The sequence below is a fragment of the Micromonospora sp. KC721 genome, from assembly GCF_004348355.1.
Taxonomy (GTDB): Bacteria; Actinomycetota; Actinomycetes; order Mycobacteriales; family Micromonosporaceae; genus Micromonospora.
Map to the genome: position 1 here is coordinate 1 of NZ_SMJY01000028.1, position 18070 is coordinate 18070.

Annotated in this window: 13 protein-coding genes and 1 pseudogene; all 14 read left to right on the forward strand. The window is 68.3% G+C overall.

Annotation, left to right across the window (positions count from 1 at the left end):
* Positions 1-682: TetR/AcrR family transcriptional regulator (locus E1182_RS07700; protein WP_132262446.1), on the forward strand; the 682-nt coding region annotated here is incomplete at its 5' end.
* 720 nt (positions 683-1402) lie between these two features.
* Positions 1403-2707 (forward strand): glycoside hydrolase family 43 protein, encoded by a 1305-nt coding sequence (locus E1182_RS07705; protein WP_243706084.1) that lies wholly within the window; start codon positions 1403-1405, stop codon positions 2705-2707.
* Positions 2708-2778: 71 nt separating this feature from the next.
* Positions 2779-3795, forward strand: coding sequence for an IS110 family transposase (locus E1182_RS07710; protein ID WP_207921312.1), 1017 nt, complete (start codon positions 2779-2781; stop codon positions 3793-3795).
* Positions 3796-5019: 1224 nt separating this feature from the next.
* Positions 5020-6132 carry a LacI family DNA-binding transcriptional regulator gene (locus E1182_RS07715; RefSeq protein WP_132262450.1) on the forward strand — a complete coding sequence of 371 codons (1113 nt, stop codon included), beginning with the start codon at positions 5020-5022 and terminating at the stop codon, positions 6130-6132.
* Between the two features lie 37 nt (positions 6133-6169).
* Complete coding sequence (locus E1182_RS07720; RefSeq protein ID WP_132262452.1) at positions 6170-7465, forward strand: ABC transporter substrate-binding protein; 1296 nt, start codon at positions 6170-6172, stop codon at positions 7463-7465.
* A 57-nt stretch (positions 7466-7522) separates the two neighbouring features.
* Positions 7523-8500 carry a carbohydrate ABC transporter permease gene (locus E1182_RS07725; protein ID WP_132262454.1) on the forward strand — a complete coding sequence of 326 codons (978 nt, stop codon included), beginning with the start codon at positions 7523-7525 and terminating at the stop codon, positions 8498-8500.
* Complete coding sequence (locus E1182_RS07730; RefSeq protein ID WP_132262456.1) at positions 8500-9375, forward strand: carbohydrate ABC transporter permease; 876 nt, start codon at positions 8500-8502, stop codon at positions 9373-9375. Before E1182_RS07725 ends, E1182_RS07730 begins: the two co-directional genes overlap by 1 nt.
* The gene (gene yicI / locus E1182_RS07735; protein WP_132262458.1) at positions 9372-11603 is read left to right on the forward strand and encodes an alpha-xylosidase; all 2232 of its coding nucleotides are present in this window, start codon (positions 9372-9374) and stop codon (positions 11601-11603) included. Before E1182_RS07730 ends, yicI begins: the two co-directional genes overlap by 4 nt.
* 35 nt (positions 11604-11638) lie before the next feature.
* Complete coding sequence (locus tag E1182_RS07740; RefSeq protein WP_165942545.1) at positions 11639-13027, forward strand: GH1 family beta-glucosidase; 1389 nt, start codon at positions 11639-11641, stop codon at positions 13025-13027.
* Positions 13028-13139: 112 nt separating this feature from the next.
* Positions 13140-13412 (forward strand): annotated as a pseudogene (locus E1182_RS07745) (transposase); the annotation flags it as partial.
* A 110-nt stretch (positions 13413-13522) separates the two neighbouring features.
* Positions 13523-15250 (forward strand): IS1182 family transposase, encoded by a 1728-nt coding sequence (locus tag E1182_RS07750; RefSeq protein WP_207921310.1) that lies wholly within the window; start codon positions 13523-13525, stop codon positions 15248-15250.
* A 123-nt stretch (positions 15251-15373) separates the two neighbouring features.
* On the forward strand, positions 15374-15583 hold the full coding sequence (locus tag E1182_RS32000) for a Scr1 family TA system antitoxin-like transcriptional regulator (protein WP_243706090.1): 210 nt from the start codon (positions 15374-15376) through the stop codon (positions 15581-15583).
* A 112-nt stretch (positions 15584-15695) separates the two neighbouring features.
* Positions 15696-16688 carry a MerR family transcriptional regulator gene (locus tag E1182_RS07760; RefSeq protein ID WP_132262464.1) on the forward strand — a complete coding sequence of 331 codons (993 nt, stop codon included), beginning with the start codon at positions 15696-15698 and terminating at the stop codon, positions 16686-16688.
* A gap of 559 nt (positions 16689-17247) precedes the next feature.
* Positions 17248-18027 (forward strand): SDR family NAD(P)-dependent oxidoreductase, encoded by a 780-nt coding sequence (locus E1182_RS07765; RefSeq protein WP_132262466.1) that lies wholly within the window; start codon positions 17248-17250, stop codon positions 18025-18027.
* Positions 18028-18070: the final 43 nt, after the last annotated feature.

The window sequence follows — 18070 nt, forward strand, 5'->3', positions numbered from 1 at the left end:
GGGCCGCATCCGCCGCCCCACAACACTCAGTCCCGCCCGGATCGCCGCCGTCGCCGTCGAACTCGCCGACACCACCGGTCTCGACGCGTTCACCATGCGCCGCCTCGCCACCGAACTCGGCGTCGCGACCATGAGCCTCTACCGCTACTTCCCCTCGCGCGACGCCCTGCTCGTCGCCATGACCGACGCCGTCCTCGACGACATCGAACCGCCCGGCCCCGAACTGGGCGACTGGCGTTCCCGCCTCGAACACGAGGCTCGCGAGGAGTGGCGCCTCTACCTGCGCCACCCCTGGCTGCTCCCCGCCATCGCCACAAGCCGCCCGCCGGTGGGCCGCGGCCTCCTCGCCACCGCTGAGCGCATCCTCACCGGCATCAAGCGTCCAGGGATGAACCCGAAACGGCTCCTAGCCGTCTACCTCACCGTGTCCGGCCTCGTCCAAGGCCTCGCCTTGCTCCCCGCCGCCGAGAAGACCGCCCGCGCCACCACCGACGAGACCCCCGAGGAATGGTGGCGCCACCGGTCCGAAGAACTGGTCGGCCTGCTCCGCGGTAACGATTTCCCGTTCATCGCCACCCACCTCGCCCCCGACGACATGGCCGTCGACTACGACGCGCTCTTCGAATTCGCACTCGCCACGCTTCTCGACGGCCTCGAGGCCGGCCCGATGTCCGAGCTGTGATGCGGCGGGCTCCTCGGCGTGACGCACGCCCACGCGTCCCCGGGCGCGGTCGGCTGCGTGGAACAGTCCATCACCCACGTACGCCGGCTGAACCTCGACGAGCACCTCAGTCAGCTCGCTGCCGAATTGGGTCGGCTGCCCGGCGCCGGTCACGTTGACCGCCTGTCAATGGCGAGGGTGGTGAGAAAGTGCGACGTGCGCCCGATCCCAGTCCGCTGCCGGTCCCACCTCGACGGAAGCTGCAGCGAGACCTGCAGGGGCAGGGCGTCCTCGCCGGTTCTACGCAGTGGGCAAAGTATTGACGGCCGCGCTGGGCGCACCTAGCTTGTGCCGTAACAACGGGCCTGTGAGCGCTAACACGCACGTAAAACATCGACGATCCCATGAGCGCGTTGATAGATGTTAGCGCTAACAGGGTCGGTGTCCTCCCGCTCGACCACCTCGGAGAAGACGCCCTATATGAGCAGGCCCGCCGCAGCGGCAAGCGTGCCACCGTCGTCGGCGCCTCCACCGCTGACCTCGCTGACAGCTCACCTGCGGAACGGCCAGCAACATCCACTGATCCACGTATCTGATACACCACCCACACTGTCCCGAAGGAGACAAATGTCGAAAATTTTGATCAGGCTGGTGGCGACGTTGTCTGCCGCCTGCCTGCTGTTCACATCCTGGGCGGTGAGCACACCGTAGCGGGCCGTCGCCGCCGACCCGGGTTACCTGATGGTGCACTTCACCGGCGATTCTGCGACCGGTCAGAGGTTGTACCTCGCGCACAGCACGGACGGCCTGCACTGGAACGACCTCAACGCCGGAGCGCCGGTCCTGCACTCCCCGATCGGCACGAAGGGGGTGCGTGACCCCGCACTGATCCGCTCTCCCGACGGGAGCCGCTACTGGATCATCGCGACCGACCTGTGTGTCCGCTGCGGCTCGACGTACACCAACGGCAGCCCCAGCTTCGTGGTGTGGGAGTCGACGGACCTGGTCACCTGGTCGCAGCCCTGGCTGATCAACGTCGCCGGCGCGATCCCCGGCGGGCGTAACGCGTGGGCGCCGGAGGCGATCTGGAACCCCGAGACCAACGACTACGTCCTGTACTGGGCGACGAACGCCTCTCTCAACGGCGTGTTCAAGTACCGCATCTACTCCGCCCGCACCACGGACTTCCGCACCATCACCACCCCGCAGGTCTGGATCGACCCCCCCGGCACCACACCGGTCGTCGACACCCAGATGACCGAGCTGCCCCCCGGTGTCGGCAACTACCGCTACATACGAGTCTCCGGCGACGGCCAGAACACGGTCGAGGGCACCAACTCGATCTTGGGGACGTGGACCAACCTCGGCAACCTCTCCAGCATCGGCCTGACCGGGAATGTGGTGGAAGGCCCGGTCTGGATGAAGTTCAGAGACCGCGATGAGTGGGCCCTCTACATCGACCATCTCCAGAACGGCGTACGCGAATACCGACCGATCCTGACGACCAACCCGTCCAGTGTCAGCACGTACCAGCTTCAGGCGCCGGCGAGCTACGACATGGGCGGCACCCCGAAGCGCCACGGCGCGATCATGACCCTCACCGCCGCCGAGGAGGGCCGCCTGCTCGCGCGCTGGCCCAACACCCCGGCCCAGCGGCTGCAGTCGTACAACTTCCAGGACCGATACGTACGCCACCTCAACACGGACGTGCGCATCGACCCCAATGTCAGCCCCGCCGACGACGCCCAGTTCCGGCTCCGGCCCGGCCTCGCCGGCACCGTCTCCTTCGAGTCGGTGAACTTCCCCGGCTACTTCCTGCGGCACGCCGGATACGACTTCCAGCTGGCCTACAACAACGGCACCGCACAGTTCGCCGCCGACGCCACCTTCCGCCAGGTCGCCGGGCTCGCCGACCCGACCTGGTCGTCCTTCCAGTCGTACAACTACCCCGACCGCTACATCCGCCACTACGCCTACCAACTGCGCCTCGACCCGATCACCACCACGACAGCACGCGGCGACGCCACCTTCCGCGTAACCAACTGACCCGACCGTGATGCCGGCGCTCTCCTCACAGGGAGAGCACCGGCATCCCCACAAGCAATCCCGTCTCGGCGATCGATCCTCACAAGGCGTCCTGGACCGCCGTCGCGGTCGACAACCGACTTCAGCCACTGGCCGCGATCCGCGTCGAGGTCAACCGCGACGGCTACCGGCAATTACGTCGCTTCGCCGGCCGCTGGTCACATGCCGTCTGGGCGGTCGAAGGCGCCACCGGCCTCGGCGCCACGTTGACCTCTCGGCTGGCAGCCGACGGTGTCGACGTGGTTGATGTGCCCGCGAGCGCCCGCCGCGTTCGGATGCTCTCCACCGGGCACGGCCGCAAAACCGACCAGGCCGACGCCCTGTCAGTCGGAATCGCCGCACACACCGCTGCTCGACTCAACACCGCCGTCGTCGATGAGACCATCGCCGCCCTGCGGTGCCTGACCGAACATCGCGATGACCTCGTCCGCGGCCGCACCCAGATCGTCAACCGGCTTCATGCACTGCTGGCACAGCTCATTCCCGCCGGTCTGCCCCGCGGACTGACCGCCGACAACGCAGCCGCTGCGCTATGCAGCATCCGCCCCAGGGCCTTGTTGGCCCGTACCATGCGCCAGGTCGCCGTGGAACTGCTCGGCGAGGTGCGCCGCCTCGATCGGCGCATCGCCGAGGCAACAGCAACGCTGTCCGCCGCGGTCGCAGCCTCCGGCACCACCCTGACCGATCTACACGGCATCGGCGACGTCACCGCCGCGAAGATCCTGGCCCGCGCCGGAGCCGTCAACAGGTTCCGGTCGCAGGCCGCATTCGCCTCGTACTGCGGTGTCGCGCCGATAGAAGTGTCCTCCGGCGACATCCAACGACACCGCCTCTCGCGCGCCGGGGACCGACAGCTGAACTACGCCCTGCACGTCATGGCCATGGCCCAGATCAAACGAGCGACACCCGGCCGGGACTACTACCAGCACAAACGAGCCGCAGGCAAAACCCACAAGGAAGCCATGCGCTGCCTGAAACGGCGCCTGTCCGACGTCGTCTACCGCGCCATGATCAAAGATACGGAGACCTCTCTGCTGCCGGCAGGTTGACAAGAGAGGTGCCGTTAGATCCACATTCCCGAACGAGGAAGTAGCGCAAGCATCGACCGGGAACGTCAAGGTAGAACGTAAGCTCCAGGAGCTTCTCAGCGAGCTATCGGACGCCCCGGATTGGGCGATCCCGGAAATCGCGGGACCGTTCAAGGTTCTGCTCCGGCAGACGCTGCTCTACCTCGTCAGTCGCTTCGAGATCGGCGGTGAGATGGGCGGCGACCGCACCGCATTCCTTCGCGCTACCCCCCGGCAACCCGCCGCCGAAAGAACGACCAATGCATCAGGACTATAAGGACTGGCTCGACCAAGGCCCGCTCTACAACCAGGTCAGAGCCGAGGTATTCGATCGAGGTGGAAGCCGGGCCGACATCATCGTCAACTTCGCCCACGCCTGCTTCAGCGTGGAATGTAAACGCGAGCAGGACGACGCCAGTAAAGAGGGCCTACGCAGGTACGTCGGCCAGGCCAGCGCCTACACGCAGACGGACGCCGCGTTCGGCATCCTCCTGGTGCTCGACCTCCGAACGCGCCCCACGCCTCGTCGCAAACAGCGAGCGCCTCGTCGTAGCGGCCCCCCTCGCGGAGGAGCTCAATCAGCACCTCTGCCGCAGCGGGCGACCCCTGCGACCGCAACAGCGTGATCGCCTCATCGAGGTTGCCGGCGGCAGCGGTGTTCCGGGCGGTGCAGACGGCGCGGTCATCGTCGTCGAGGTTGCCCACCGGCCCCAGCCGGGCCAGTTCAGCCGTGCTGAGCGCGCCTCTGAGGGCAAGCTGATGCAGGCAGATCCTGGCCGCGAATGCGGAATCGACGTTGTCGACCGCGTTGCGCCACATCGCGATTGTCGTCGTCGAAGGTTCGCGGGGATCGCCTGCGAGAGCCCGGATCAGCGGCTCAGCCGGTGTGCCGCGCATGTAGATGGTTAATCGACCACCACGGCGCGGCGGGTGCGGGGCACGAGGGGTTCGGGCACGTGCACGCCGCGCCACAGGGCAGGGCCGCGGCCCAACCGCCCTGGCCCGGCTCGCCGACGAGTGGCTGCGGTCGGCCCGCCGCGGATCCGCCACCGGCCTGCTCGGCCTGCCCGCCGGCTGATCGGGCGTGATCCGACCTCACTTCGTCACTGCCTATTGACGTGGTCGTAACACCTGACCTACTTTCTGTCGAACCGCTTAGTCGAAGCGCTTCGACAGCAGCCGAGGCGGACCGTGAGGAGGTGCCCGATGGCCACCATGCAGGACGTCGCGCGCCGCGCCCAGGTCTCGGTCAGCACCGTGTCGTACGTGCTCACCGGGGCACGCCCGATCTCCCAGGCGACCCGGGACAAGGTCCTCGTCGCCATGGCCGAGCTGGACTACCAGCCGAACGCCCTGGCGCGAGGGCTGGCCAGCCGACGCAGCCGGATCCTCGGTCTGCTGCTGCCGATGGACGAACGGGGCATCGGCGCTACCGAGACCGCCTTCGTCACCGGCGCCACCGCCGCCGCCGTGGCGGCCGGCTACCACCTGGTGCTCTCCCCGATCGGCGTGGGCGACCTCGACGAACTGCGCCGGCTGGCGAGCCAGCGGATGCTCGACGGTGCGCTACTGATGGAGGTCCAGCTACACGACCCGCGGGTGGACGTGCTGCGTGAGGCGCGCGTACCCACGGTGCTGATCGGACGCACCGAGGACACCACCGGCCTGCCGTACGTGGACATCGACTTCGACCGGACCGTCCGCGACGCCGTCGACCACCTGGTGGGGCTGGGCCACCGTCGCATCGTCTACGTCAACCACTCGGCCGACACCATCGCCGAGGGTTACGGCCCGGCGCTGCGCACCCGCGACGCGTTCATCGCCGCAATGACCGAGCACTGCCTGGCTCCGCTGATGATTCCCGCCGAGGACAGCGCGGCCAGTGGCCGGGCCGCGCTGGCCGTGGCGCTGCGACAGGCACCCGACCTCACCGCCGTGCTGGCGATGAACGAGAGCGCCGTCTTCGGGCTGCTCGGCGAGCTGTCCACCCGGGGCCTGACCGTCCCCGGCGACGTCTCCGTCGTCTCGATGGTCACCTCACCCCAGGTCGCCGAGCTGGCCACCCCGGCCCTGACCGCGATGACCTCGCCCGGGTCCGCCTTGGGCCGTATCGCGGTGGAGACACTGCTGCGGCACGTGGAGGGCGGCGCCGGCGAGATCCACCAGGAGTTGCTGCCGTGCGTGCTGGAGGTCCGTGGCTCCAGTGGACCGCCCCGTACGCCGGCCGCCAGCGCAGTAGACCCGGGGCCCGCCGTTGACCGGCTGTCCCCGAGCACCGAAGCAGCCCGCCGCCGCGCTGCCACGCGACGGCGGGCTTGAAGGAGTACCGGCTCGATACTCACCAGGGAGACTAGCAATGCGACGATTCCGTAAAGTAGCCGTAGCCGTCACAGTGGCGGCGCTCGCGGCAACCGGCCTGGTGGCCTGCGGCGACGACGGCGGTGACAGCGAGGCGAAGGTCCTCAAGCTCTGGCACTACGAGAGCGCCAACAGCGCCATGGGCATCGCCTGGGACCGGGCGATCGAGATCTTCAAAGACGAGCACCCCGGCGTCGAGGTGCGCTTCGAGCGCAAGGCGTTCGAGCAGATCCAGCAGAACGCCGGTATGATCCTCAACTCGTCCGAGGGCCCGGACATCATGGAGTACAACAAGGGCAACGCCACATCGGGCCTGCTCTCCTCGCAGGGCCTGCTCGCCGACCTCACCGAGGAGGCGACCAAGCGCGGCTGGGACACCGCGCTCAGCCCCAGCCTGCAGACCACCGCCCGGTACGACAACGGCGTGATGGGATCCGGCAACTGGTACGGCGTGCCGAACTACGGCGAGTACGTGACGGTCTACTACAACAAGGAACTCTTCGCCGAGCACGGCGTCACGGTGCCGAGGACGCTGGCCGAGATGGCGGCGGCGATGGACACCTTCGTCGCCAAGGGCGTCACCCCGCTGGGCATGTCCGGCGCCGAGTACCCGGCCGGCCAGCTCTTCTACCAGCTCGCCCTCTCCCGGGCCGACCGAGCCTTCGTGAACAACTACCAGCTCTACGCCAACCCCGTCGACTTCAAGGCCGACCCGCTGCGCTACGGCGCGGAGACGTTCGCCGAGTGGGTCCGCAAGGGGTACGTCGCCAAGGACTCGGCCAGCCTGAAGGCCGAGGACATGGGCACTGGCTTCATCTCGGGCAAGACGCCGATGATCGTCTCGGGCAGCTGGTGGTTCGGCCGCTTCAAGAGCGAGATCTCCTTCGACTGGGACACCTTCCTCTTTCCCGGCAACACCCTGCACGCGGGCTCGTCGGGCAACCTGTGGGTGGTCCCGGAGACGAGCAAGGCCAAGAGCCTGGCCTACGACTTCATCGACATCACCATGCGGCCGGAGATCCAGACGCTGATCGGGAACAACGGCGGGATTCCGGTGGCCGGTGACCCGGCGACGATCAAGGACCCGAAGGACCGCAAGCTGATCGAGGATTTCAACCGGGTCAGCTCCCAGGACGGCCTGGCCTTCTACCCGGACTGGCCGGTCCCCGGCTACTACGACGTGCTGGTCTCCGGCTTCCAGGGCCTGATCAACCAGTCCCGCTCGCCCGAGCAGGTGCTCGACGCGATCGCCAAGCCCTACCAGGACGGCGTCGCGGAGATCAAGCGCGACTGACGGCGGCCGGGGCAGGTGCGACGACCGGCGCGCCTGCCCCACCCTGGAAGGATTCCCATGGCATCCCCCGACACGGTCGTCGCCGCACCGGCGACCTCGACACCTCCCTCGGCACCGGCATCCGCCGGCCGGCGACGGCGGTCGCGCTCCGACACCGGGTACTGGCTCTACCTGCTGCCCGGCGCGCTGCTCTTCCTGCTGGTCATCGGCGGTCCGCTGGTCTACACCGGCTACCTCTCGCTGACCAAATGGTCCGGCGTCGGCGACCCCACCTTCATCGGACTGGACAACTACCGCAACCTGCTGACCGACGATGTCTTCTGGACGTCCTTCCAGAACACCGTCGCGATGATCATCGCGATGGTGGTGCTGCCCACCCTGATCGGGCTGGTGCTCGCCGCGGTGCTCTTCGACACCATCGGACGCCGGTTCCGGCCCCGTACCGCCGCCGCCCTCCGGGCCGCCTTCTACCTGCCGCAGGTGCTCCCGGTCGTGGTAGCCGGCATCGTCTGGGGTTGGATCCTGCGGCCCGACGGTGCCCTCAACGGACTGTTCGACGCGGTTGGGCTCGGCTCGCTGGCCCATGACTGGCTCGGCGACCCGAACACCGCGCTGCCCGCCGTGATGGCCGTGATGATCTGGGTGCAGCTCGGCTATCCGGTGGTGGTCTTCATGGCTGCCCTGGAGCGGGTGAACCCGGAGCTGTACGAGGCAGCCGAGATCGACGGGGCCGGCTGGTTCCGACGGTTCCGCGCGATCACCCTGCCGCAGATCCGGCCGGAGACGTTCGTGGTCGGGCTCACCTGCACCATCGCGGCGATGAAGGTCTTCGGCCCGATCTTCGCCCTGACCCGGGGTGGGCCGGAGAACGCCACCAACGTGCCGTCCTACTTCGCGTACTTCACCTTCTTCAAACGGTTGCAGGTCGGCTACGGCTCGGCGATCTCGATGGTGCTGACACTGATCATCGTCGTGGTGGCGGTGCTGTTCATCCGGGCGCAGAACCGGGCCGAACGCCGGGACGGAGTGCTCTGATGGCGATCACCCTCACCCCACCCCAGCGGGTACGGCGACCGGCCGACCGGCGGCACCGGGGCGCCGGCCGGTGGATCGTGCTCGCGCTGGTCGGTGCGGCGGCGCTCGCCATGCTGGTGCCGTTCGCGTTCATGTTGCTCAACGCGTTCAAGTCGCCCGCCGACTACTCGACCAACGGACCGTTGAGCTGGCCGAGCCAGTTCTACACCAACGGGCTGCGGACCTACTGGGAGCAGGTCGACTTCCCGGTCAAGCTGTGGAACTCGGTCCTCATCTCCGGCTCGGTGGCGGTACTCGCCGTCGTCGTCTCGCTGCTGAGCGCGTACGCCCTGGGCGTCGGCCGGGTCCGCGGCCGGCTCTGGATCATCGGCCTCTTCCTGCTGGCGAACATGCTGCCGCAGGAGGCGTTAATCTATCCGCTCTACCACTTCGCCAAGGAGGCCGGGCTCTACAACACCCGGCTGGCAGTGATCATCATCTTCACCGTCATCCAGGCCGCCTTCGGTACCTATCTGCTCGCCTCGGTGCTCGGCACGTTCCCCCGTACCCTGTTGGAGGCCGCCGCGCTCGACGGGGCCGGCCGGTGGCGGATCCTGTGGCGGGTGGTGCTGCCCAACGTCCGCCCCACCATCTCGGTGCTGCTGGTCTTCTTCTTCATCTGGACCTGGAACGAGTTCCTCATTCCGTTGGTCATGCTCATCGACAACCAGACGCAGACCGTCCCGGTCGCACTCGCCTCGTTGCAGGGCGACCGGCTGATGGACGCCCCCACCACCAACGCCGGGGCACTGATCAGCCTCCTCCCGGCGATCCTGTTCTTCCTCATCTTCCAGCGCACCCTCTCGCGCGGCATCACGGCAGGAGCCGACAAGTGAAGTTCACCGACGGATACTGGCAACTGCGTCCCGGGGTCAGTGTGCTGCGTCCCGGCACGGTGGAGTCGGTGGAGCCGGACGAGCGATCCTTCACCGTCTTCGCACCGACCGGCCAGATCACCGGACGCGGCGACACCCTCAACCGACCGGTGATCACCGTACGGTTCTTCTCTCCCGCACCCGGCGTGGTCGGCGTGACCATCGGTCACCACAGCGGCGGGCTGCCCAGGCAGCCCCGCTTCACCCTGACCGAGAGCACCGACCATCCGGTGCGGGTGGAGGTGACCGGGATCAGCGCGCGGCTGACCACCGGCGAACTTACGGTCCGGGTGGCGCTGACCGGCCCGTGGCGGGTCGACTTCCTGCACAGCGACCGGCTGGTCACCTCCTCCACCGAGCGCAGCATCGGCGTGGTCACCGACGGCGCGGGCAACAGGTACGTGCACGAGCGGCTGGCACTCGGCGTCGGTGAGACGATCTACGGGTTGGGCGAACGCTTCGGGGCGTACGTCAAGAACGGCCAGACCGTCGACATCTGGAACGCCGACGGCGGCACGGCCAGCGAGCAGGCGTACAAGAACGTGCCGTTCTACCTGAGCAGCGCCGGCTACGGCGTCTTCGTCGACCACCCCGAACACGTGTCCTTCGAGGTCGGGTCGGAGGTGGTGTCGCAGACCCAGTTCAGCGTGCCGGGTCAGTCGCTGACGTATTACCTGATCGACGGCCCCACCCCCAAGGACGTGCTGCGCCGCTACACAGCGCTGACCGGGCGGCCGGCGCGGGTGCCGGCCTGGTCGTACGGGCTGTGGCTGTCCACCTCGTTCACCACCTCGTACGACGAGAAGACGGTCACCGAGTTCATCGACGGGATGGCCGAACGGGACCTGCCGCTGTCGGTGTTCCACTTCGACTGCTTCTGGATGCGGCAGTTCCACTGGGTCGACTTCATCTGGGATCCGGCGACCTTCCCCGAACCGGAGAGCATGCTGCGCCGGCTGCACGAGCGCGGTCTCAAGGTCTGCGTCTGGATCAACCCGTACATCGCCCAGCGGTCGTACCTGTTCGAGGAGGGCCGCCAAGCCGGATATCTGGTCCGCAACCCGGACGGGTCGGTTTGGCAGTGGGACAAGTGGCAGGCCGGCATGGCGCTTGTCGACTTCACCAACCCGGACGCGGTCGCCTGGTACTCCGGCAAGCTCAAGGTGCTGCTGGACATGGGCGTGGACTGCTTCAAGACCGACTTCGGCGAGCGCATCCCCACCGACGTGGTGTGGCATGACGGCTCGGACCCACAGCGGATGCACAACTACTACGCCCACCTCTACAACAGGACGGTCTTCGAGCTGCTCGAGGCCGAACGCGGGCAGGGCGAGGCGGTCGTCTTCGCCCGGTCCGCGACGGCCGGCGGCCAGCAGTTTCCGGTGCACTGGGGTGGCGACTGCGAGTCCACCTTCGTGGCGATGGCCGAGTCGCTGCGCGGAGGGCTGTCACTGGCGGCGTCGGGGTTCGGCTACTGGAGCCACGACATCGGCGGCTTCGAGGGCACGCCCGACCCTGCGGTGTTCAAACGGTGGATCGCCTTCGGCCTGTTGTCGTCGCACTCGCGGCTGCACGGCTCCGGCTCGTACCGGGTGCCGTGGGCGTACGACGACGAGGCGGTCGACGTGCTGCGCCGCTTCACCCGGCTCAAGCTGAGCCTGATGCCGTACCTGGCGGCAGCGGCCGAACAGGCCCACGTCGAGGGCGTGCCGATGATGCGGCCGATGATCCTGGAGTTCCCGGACGATCCCACCGCAGCGTACCTCGACCGACAGTACATGCTCGGTCCGGACCTGCTGGTCGCGCCGGTGATGAGCGCCGACGGCCAGGTGACCTACTACGTACCGGCCGGCACCTGGACGCAGCTGATGACCGGTGCCCAGGTCACCGGGCCGGGCTGGGTGACCGAGAAGCACGGCTACGACAGCGTTCCGGTGCTGGCCCGCCCCGGCGCGGTCATCGCGTTCGGATCGGTCACCGACCGGCCCGACTACCCGTGGGCCGACGGCGTCCGGCTGCGGTTGTTCGCCCCAGCACCCGGGCAGCGGACCCGGGTTCGGATACCGTCGCCGGACGGTGGTCCGGGCACCGAGTTCGAGGTGCACCACCAGGGTGGAACGGCCACCGTGGAGCTGGTGGCGGGCGTCTCGTCGGGATACAGCTGCGAGGTTACGGAGGTGGCGAATTGAGCGATCGTCAGCGAGCGAATCATCAACTCAGCGATGTGGTGTTCCCCCAGGGCTTCGTCTGGGGTTCGGCTACGGCGGCGTACCAGATCGAGGGCGCGGCGAAGGAGGACGGTCGGGGACCGTCGATCTGGGACACCTACAGCCACACGCCAGGGCGGACGTTGAACGGGGACACCGGCGACGTGGCGGCCGACCACTACCACCGCTGGGCCGCCGACCTCGACCAGGTGGCCGCCCTCGGGCTCGGCGCGTACCGGTTCTCCATCGCGTGGCCCCGGGTGCAGCCGGGCGGTTCGGGCGCGCTCAACCGCGCCGGTGTGGACTTCTACTCCCGGCTGGTGGACCGGCTGCTCGAACTCGGCATCCGGCCGGTGGCCACGCTCTACCACTGGGACCTGCCGCAGGAACTGGAGGACGCCGGCGGCTGGCCCGCCCGGGACACGGCGTCGCGTTTCGCCGACTACACCACACACATCGTCGGCGCGCTCGGCGACCGGGTGCACACCTGGACCACCTTCAACGAGCCGTGGTGCTCGGCATACCTCGGGTACGCCTCCGGGGTGCACGCGCCGGGACGGACCGAACCGGCCGCGGCGCTGCGGGCCGTACACCACCTGAACCTGGCGCACGGCCTGGCCGGCCGGGTGATCCGCGACCTGGCACCGGCGGCGCAACTGTCGGTGACGCTGAACCTGCACGTCATCCGGCCGGCATCGGACTCTGCGGCCGACCACGACGCGGTACGCCGGATCGACGCCCTGGCCAACCGGGCGTTCCTCGGCCCGATGCTGGACGGGGCGTACCCGGCGGATCTGCTCGCCGACACGGCCGAGGTCACCGACTGGTCGTTCGTGCACGACGGCGACGAGGCCACGACGGCCGTTCCGCTGGACGTGCTCGGGGTCAACTACTACTCGACCACGCTGGTTCGCGCCTGGGACGGCGTCTCGCCCAGGTCGGCCGCAGACGGTCACGGCCGCTCGGCGCACTCGGCCTGGGTGGGCGCCGATCAGGTCGAGTTCCTGCCCCAACCCGGCCCGCACACGGCGATGGGCTGGAACATCGAACCGGCCGGCCTGACCGAGTTGCTGCTGCGACTGCACCACGACTACCCAGACCTGCCCTTGATGATCACTGAGAACGGTGCCGCCTTCGACGACGTTGTCTCCTCCGACGGCGCGGTGCACGACGACCGCCGCGTGGACTACCTGCGTCGGCACATCGCCGCGACGGCCGAGGCGATGGCGGCCGGGGCGGACGTGCGGGGCTACTTCGTCTGGTCCCTGCTGGACAACTTCGAGTGGGCGTACGGCTACGACCGCCGCTTCGGCATCATCCACGTCGACTACGACACCCAGCAACGCACCTGGAAAGACTCCGCCCACTGGTACCACCGCCTCACCACCACCAACCGCCTGCCCTGACTGTGCGGCTGGCCCCCGGCTCCATATCTCGTCGATCATGCAGTTTTCGCCCACGCAAACGCATGTCTCGCTCATGCCGGCGACCAGAACAGATGACCGCGCTGGCCGCTTCATCGGCTCGTTCGCCGCGCTCCTCACGCCCACAGCCGGCAACGACATCCGTCTCGACTCGTGGATCGCCGAGGTCAACACCATCGACCTGCCCCATCTACACACCTTCATCCGCGGCCTCGGCCTGGACCGCGCCGCTGTCAACGCCGCCCTGACCCATCCGTTCCACAACGGCGGCACCGAAGGCGTCAACACCAAGACCAAACTGATCAAGCGACAAATGTACGGACGCGCTGGCTTCGCGCTCCTACGCCATCGAATCCTGCTCGGCTGACCAGCACCCTCCGACACCACCGAATGGATGCTGTTGGTGATCTTGGTGGTTTGGTTGGGCCGGGTGCGTCGCTGCCAGAGCTGAGGACTCTTCGATGTTGAAGTAGCGGGATGTCGATGGGGCGGGGTTCGGGTTCGGTGGTGCCGGTGGAGACGGCTCGGGTGGCGTGGGCGGCGAGTCCGAAGGGCACGCCGGCGATGGTGATGCGGGATCGGTTGGAGGACCTGTTCGTTGACGATGACTTCGTCGGCTGGTTCCCGGCCGATGGTCGTCGTGGGGTGTCGCCTGCCCGGTTGGCGTTGGTGTCGGTGCTGCAGTACGCGGAGAACCTGACTGATCGGCAGGCGGCGCGGGCGGTGGCGTGTCGCATCGACTGGAAGTACGCGTTGGGGATGGAGTTGACGGAGCCCGGCTTCGATTACTCGGTGCTCAGCGAGTTCCGGGATCGGCTGGCCGAGGGTGATCGGGCTGATCGGCTGCTCGCGGTGATGGTCGATCGGCTTGCGGAGGCGGGGCTGGTGCGGGCGCGGGGCCGGCAGCGTACGGATTCCACACATGTCCTTGCGGCGGTGCGCCGGCTGAGTCGGGTGGAGTTGGTCGCGGAGACGATACGGGCGGCGTTGGAGGCCCTGGCGAAGGTGGATGAGGTGTGGCTGGCCGGTGTCATGCCGTCGGAGTGGGCGCAGCGGTATGGCCGGTCGGCGCGTCACGAGCGGCAGCCGACCGGGGCGGTCGCGGTCCGCCAGTACGTGCAACAGGTCGGTGCTGACGGTATCGCCTTGCTACGGGCCGTCTATGGCCCGACCGCCCCGGCGGCCGGGCCGGGGGTGGCCGCAGTCGAGGTGTTGCGTCAGGTCTGGGTCCAACAGTACTGGCACGACGAGTCAGGACACCTGCGGTGGCGGGAGGCGAAGGCGACCCGGGCTCGTAAGAGCCGGGAGGGCACGACTCGAAGGCGTCGCGTCGACACGGCGGCCGATGACGAGGCGGAGACCGCCCACGTGCCGTGGTCGAGCGTGGAGATCGTGTCGCCACACGACCCGCAGGCCCGGTTCAGCCACAAGCCGGGCAAGGTCGAATGGGTCGGATACAAGGCTCACCAGACGGAAACCTGCGACGAGCAACGACCGAACGTCATCGTGCACGTGGTGACGACCCCGGCCCCGCACCAGGACGTCGGCGCCGTCGATACGATCCACTCCGCGCTGGCCGGGCAGCGCATGGCGCCGGCCGAGCACTTCCTGGACAGCGGCTACGTCACACCCGAGACGGTTCACCAGGCGTCGACGACCCACGGGATCACGATCGTCGGTCCGGTCCGCCAGGACCCCCGTGCCGTCGAGCGGCCCGGGTTCGCCAAGGAGGACTTCCACATCGACTGGCGAGCCGAGACCGCCACCTGCCCGAGAGGCACCGTCAGTCCGCGATGGAAGCCGACCACGGCCGACGGCAAACCCCGACTCTCGGTGCTGTTCCGGCGGGCGGACTGCCGCGCCTGCACCGTCCGGCAGCAATGCACCGGCAACGTCGACGGCAAGGGCCGACACCTGCTCCTTCTACCCGAGCCGCTACAGATCATCCAGACCCAGGCCCGCGCCCAACAGCAAACACCCGAGTGGAAACGGCGCTACGACCTCCGCGCCGGGTGCGAGGCCACCGTCTCCGAAACCGTCCACGCGCACGGCCTACGCCACTGCCGGTACCGCGGACTCGCGAAGACCCACGTCCAACACGTCCTCACCGCAGCCGGCACGAACATCATCCGCCTCGCTCAACACCGACCCGACCAGCACCAGCGACCACGAAGCCGCCTACAAGAACTCTTCCGCGCCAGCTGACAACAAACCACCAAGATCACCAACAGCATCCCGAATGTGAGACAGAGCCTTCAACCGTGACCGTTCGGGTCCTGCCGGTCGACGCGTCGATCAGGGGCCACAGCTCCCCGGTCCGCGTATTCGATCTACCGCTACCGCGATCCGCAGAACTCACAGGCCGCCGCAGTCGACACCCTCACCAAGGACCTGATCCACACCGAACCAGGCGAGATAGATCCCTATCTGAGCCTGCACAGTCGACTCAAGGCCGCCGCGCTCTCACCCGAATCGAGTATCCGTCTCCTCCGCGCCGCGGCGGAGAACCTCGCACCTACCGAAGGAGTCCCGGCATGACGCACCAGCCCACCTGGCGCAAGTCCAGCTACCTGGGCCCGTCTCCCGAGATTGCCGGGCGATCTGATGAGGGGCTTGTATCTCAAGCCGCTTGAGATCGCATAGTGGCGTCGTGGACATGAACGAGCTGTATGCCATCGGGGATGTCGCCCGACGGACCGGCCTGAGCGTCAGCGCCGTCCGGTACTACGCGGACGCCGGTGTCGTCACGCCGGCCGCCAGCACCCCGGCCGGCCACCGCCTGTACGACGTGTCGGCCATCGCCCGGCTAGAACTGGTCCGGACGCTACGGGAACTCGATGCCAGCCTGGACGAGATCCGGCGGGTGCTGGCCGGCCGGGCGACGCTGCGCGAGTTGGCCACCACCCACCTGGCCCTGCTGGCACGGCATGAGGCGCGGCTGCGCAGCCGCCGCGCGGTGCTGTCGGCCGTCCTGCGGCAGGACTCCACAGCCGAGCAGGTCACGCTGATGCACAAGCTGGTTGGCATGCCGGACGAGGAACGCGATCGGCTGATCGACGAGTTCTGGACCGAGGTCTCCACCGGCTGGGAGCCACCAGAGCGGATGGTCGAGTGGTGGCGGGCGGCCCGGCCGGAGCTGCCCGAACATCCCACCGCGGCGCAGCTGGAGGCGTGGATCGAACTGGCCGAGCTGGTCCGGGACACCGAGGTCCGGCAGGCCGTGCGTCGTGAGCTGCACGAGGCGTGCACCACCGGGGCCGGGCCGCCGATGACCTCGTCGCCGATGCTGGACGCCCTGGAAGCGGGCGCGGCGATCGGACAGCCGCTGATGGACGCGGCGCGGGAGCGGGTGCCACCGGACTCGCCCAGGGGGCGGGAGATCGCCGACCAGTGGATCGGGTGGCTGACCGGCATCTTCGCGACACCGGACAGCCCTGGGATGCCGGACACGCCCGAGTTCCGGATCCAGGCGGCCGACCACATGCTGGCAGGCGCGGAGTGGGACCGCACCCCGCCGGAGCCGGAGGGACCATTCGACCGGTACATGGAGCTGGTCGCCGCCGTGAACAACATGCCACCGGAGCGGTTCCCGTTCGAGTGGCTGGCCGCGGCACTGCGCGCGTCCGCCCTACCGGCTTCCTGATTGGTGATACGCGGCTCGGCGGTTGGCCTACCTGGTCGACATGGCGCATCGGGCGGATTCCGGCAGGGGATCTTGCGCGGCTACTTTGCACTCTCCGGCCGGTCGACGTTGATGCAGCGGTTCACCTCACTGTTCGCCGACGCTGCCCGGTTCGCTCGCCACTGTCCTGGTGACCGTTGGTCGGCGCGTCACCCGCGACCCGGGTGGCTGCGGGGTTCGCCGAACTGGCCCGAGCGATCTGACCAGTGCCCACTGACGCGGCTTGGCGTGCCCGCCGATCCGCGAACGCAACAGCGCCCTTCAGATGCCCTCACGCTACGCCGCCGCACCGCGGTGCTTGACGGCGTCGCCCGCACAGCTGACGCCGCGGGCCAGCTATCACTGGCGTACGGGGCGGCCGTGGCCGGCAGCAGGTTGACCAGGGTGGCCTTGGCTCCGGGTGCCGACCAGCGCGATGGAGTGGGCGTCGGTGGCGTCTCGCTTTGGTAGGAGCTGGCACTGCTGGACCTGGGTTGGGCCGGATCTGGTTGCGTGTACGCCGTGGGGCGAGGCTGGGGGCATGAACGAGTTCAATGACATGACCGTGCTGATCACTGGTGGCGGCAGAGGGATGGGGCTGGCCACAGCTCGGCGGCTGCTCGACAAGGGCGCGTGCGTAGTGCTCGCCGCGCGCGATTCAGCGCGGCTTACAGCGGCGGCGACGCAGCTCGACGCCGGGGAGCGGGTGATGTGCGCCCCGACAGACGTTGGCAGCACCGGCGACCTCGACCGGCTCATGGACGGTATCCGTGAGCGTTTCGGCAGCCTGGACGGAGTCTTCGCCAACGCTGGGATCGGCTTGTTCGCACCGGCCGCCGAGCTGGGTGTGGACGACTTCGCCAACGTTATGGACGTCAACGTCAAGGGTGTCTTCTTCACCGTCCAGAAGGCTCTGCCGCTCATGGCCGACGGCGGGTCCGTCGTCATCAACGCGTCTTGGACGGCTCACCGGGGTATGTCTGCCTCGTCGCTGTACTCGGCCAGTAAGGCTGCGGTGCTCCATCTGGCGCGGGCATACGCCGCGGAGGTGGCGCAGCGGGGTATTCGGGTCAACTCGGTCAGCCCTGGATTCATCGTCACGGACATGTTCCACGACGTGATCACCACCTCGGATGCCCGGGAGGCCGCCCGTGTGCAGGTGCCGATGGGCCGCCTCGGCGAGCCCGACGACATCGCCGGTCCGGTGGTCTTCCTGCTGTCACCGCAGGCCTCCTACATCACCGGTCAAGATCTGATCGTCGACGGTGGGTTGGTGAGCGTGATTGCCGACCGTGGTGGGAAGAGCGTGGTTGCGCGCTGACCGCCGCCTGGCTGGCCGGCGGCGGCCGGCCAGCCAGGCACCG

Excerpts from the sequence above, each read along its gene's own strand:
- E1182_RS07720 (WP_132262452.1), top strand. The coding sequence starts at position 6,170 with ATGCGACGATTCCGTAAAGTAGCCGTAGCCGTCACAGTGGCGGCGCTC.
- E1182_RS07730 (WP_132262456.1), top strand. The coding sequence starts at position 8,500 with ATGGCGATCACCCTCACCCCACCCCAGCGGGTACGGCGACCGGCCGAC.
- E1182_RS07705 (WP_243706084.1), top strand. The coding sequence starts at position 1,403 with ATGGTGCACTTCACCGGCGATTCTGCGACCGGTCAGAGGTTGTACCTC.
- E1182_RS07715 (WP_132262450.1), top strand. The coding sequence starts at position 5,020 with ATGGCCACCATGCAGGACGTCGCGCGCCGCGCCCAGGTCTCGGTCAGC.
- E1182_RS07750 (WP_207921310.1), top strand. The coding sequence starts at position 13,523 with ATGTCGATGGGGCGGGGTTCGGGTTCGGTGGTGCCGGTGGAGACGGCT.
- E1182_RS07725 (WP_132262454.1), top strand. The coding sequence starts at position 7,523 with ATGGCATCCCCCGACACGGTCGTCGCCGCACCGGCGACCTCGACACCT.
- E1182_RS07765 (WP_132262466.1), top strand. The coding sequence starts at position 17,248 with ATGAACGAGTTCAATGACATGACCGTGCTGATCACTGGTGGCGGCAGA.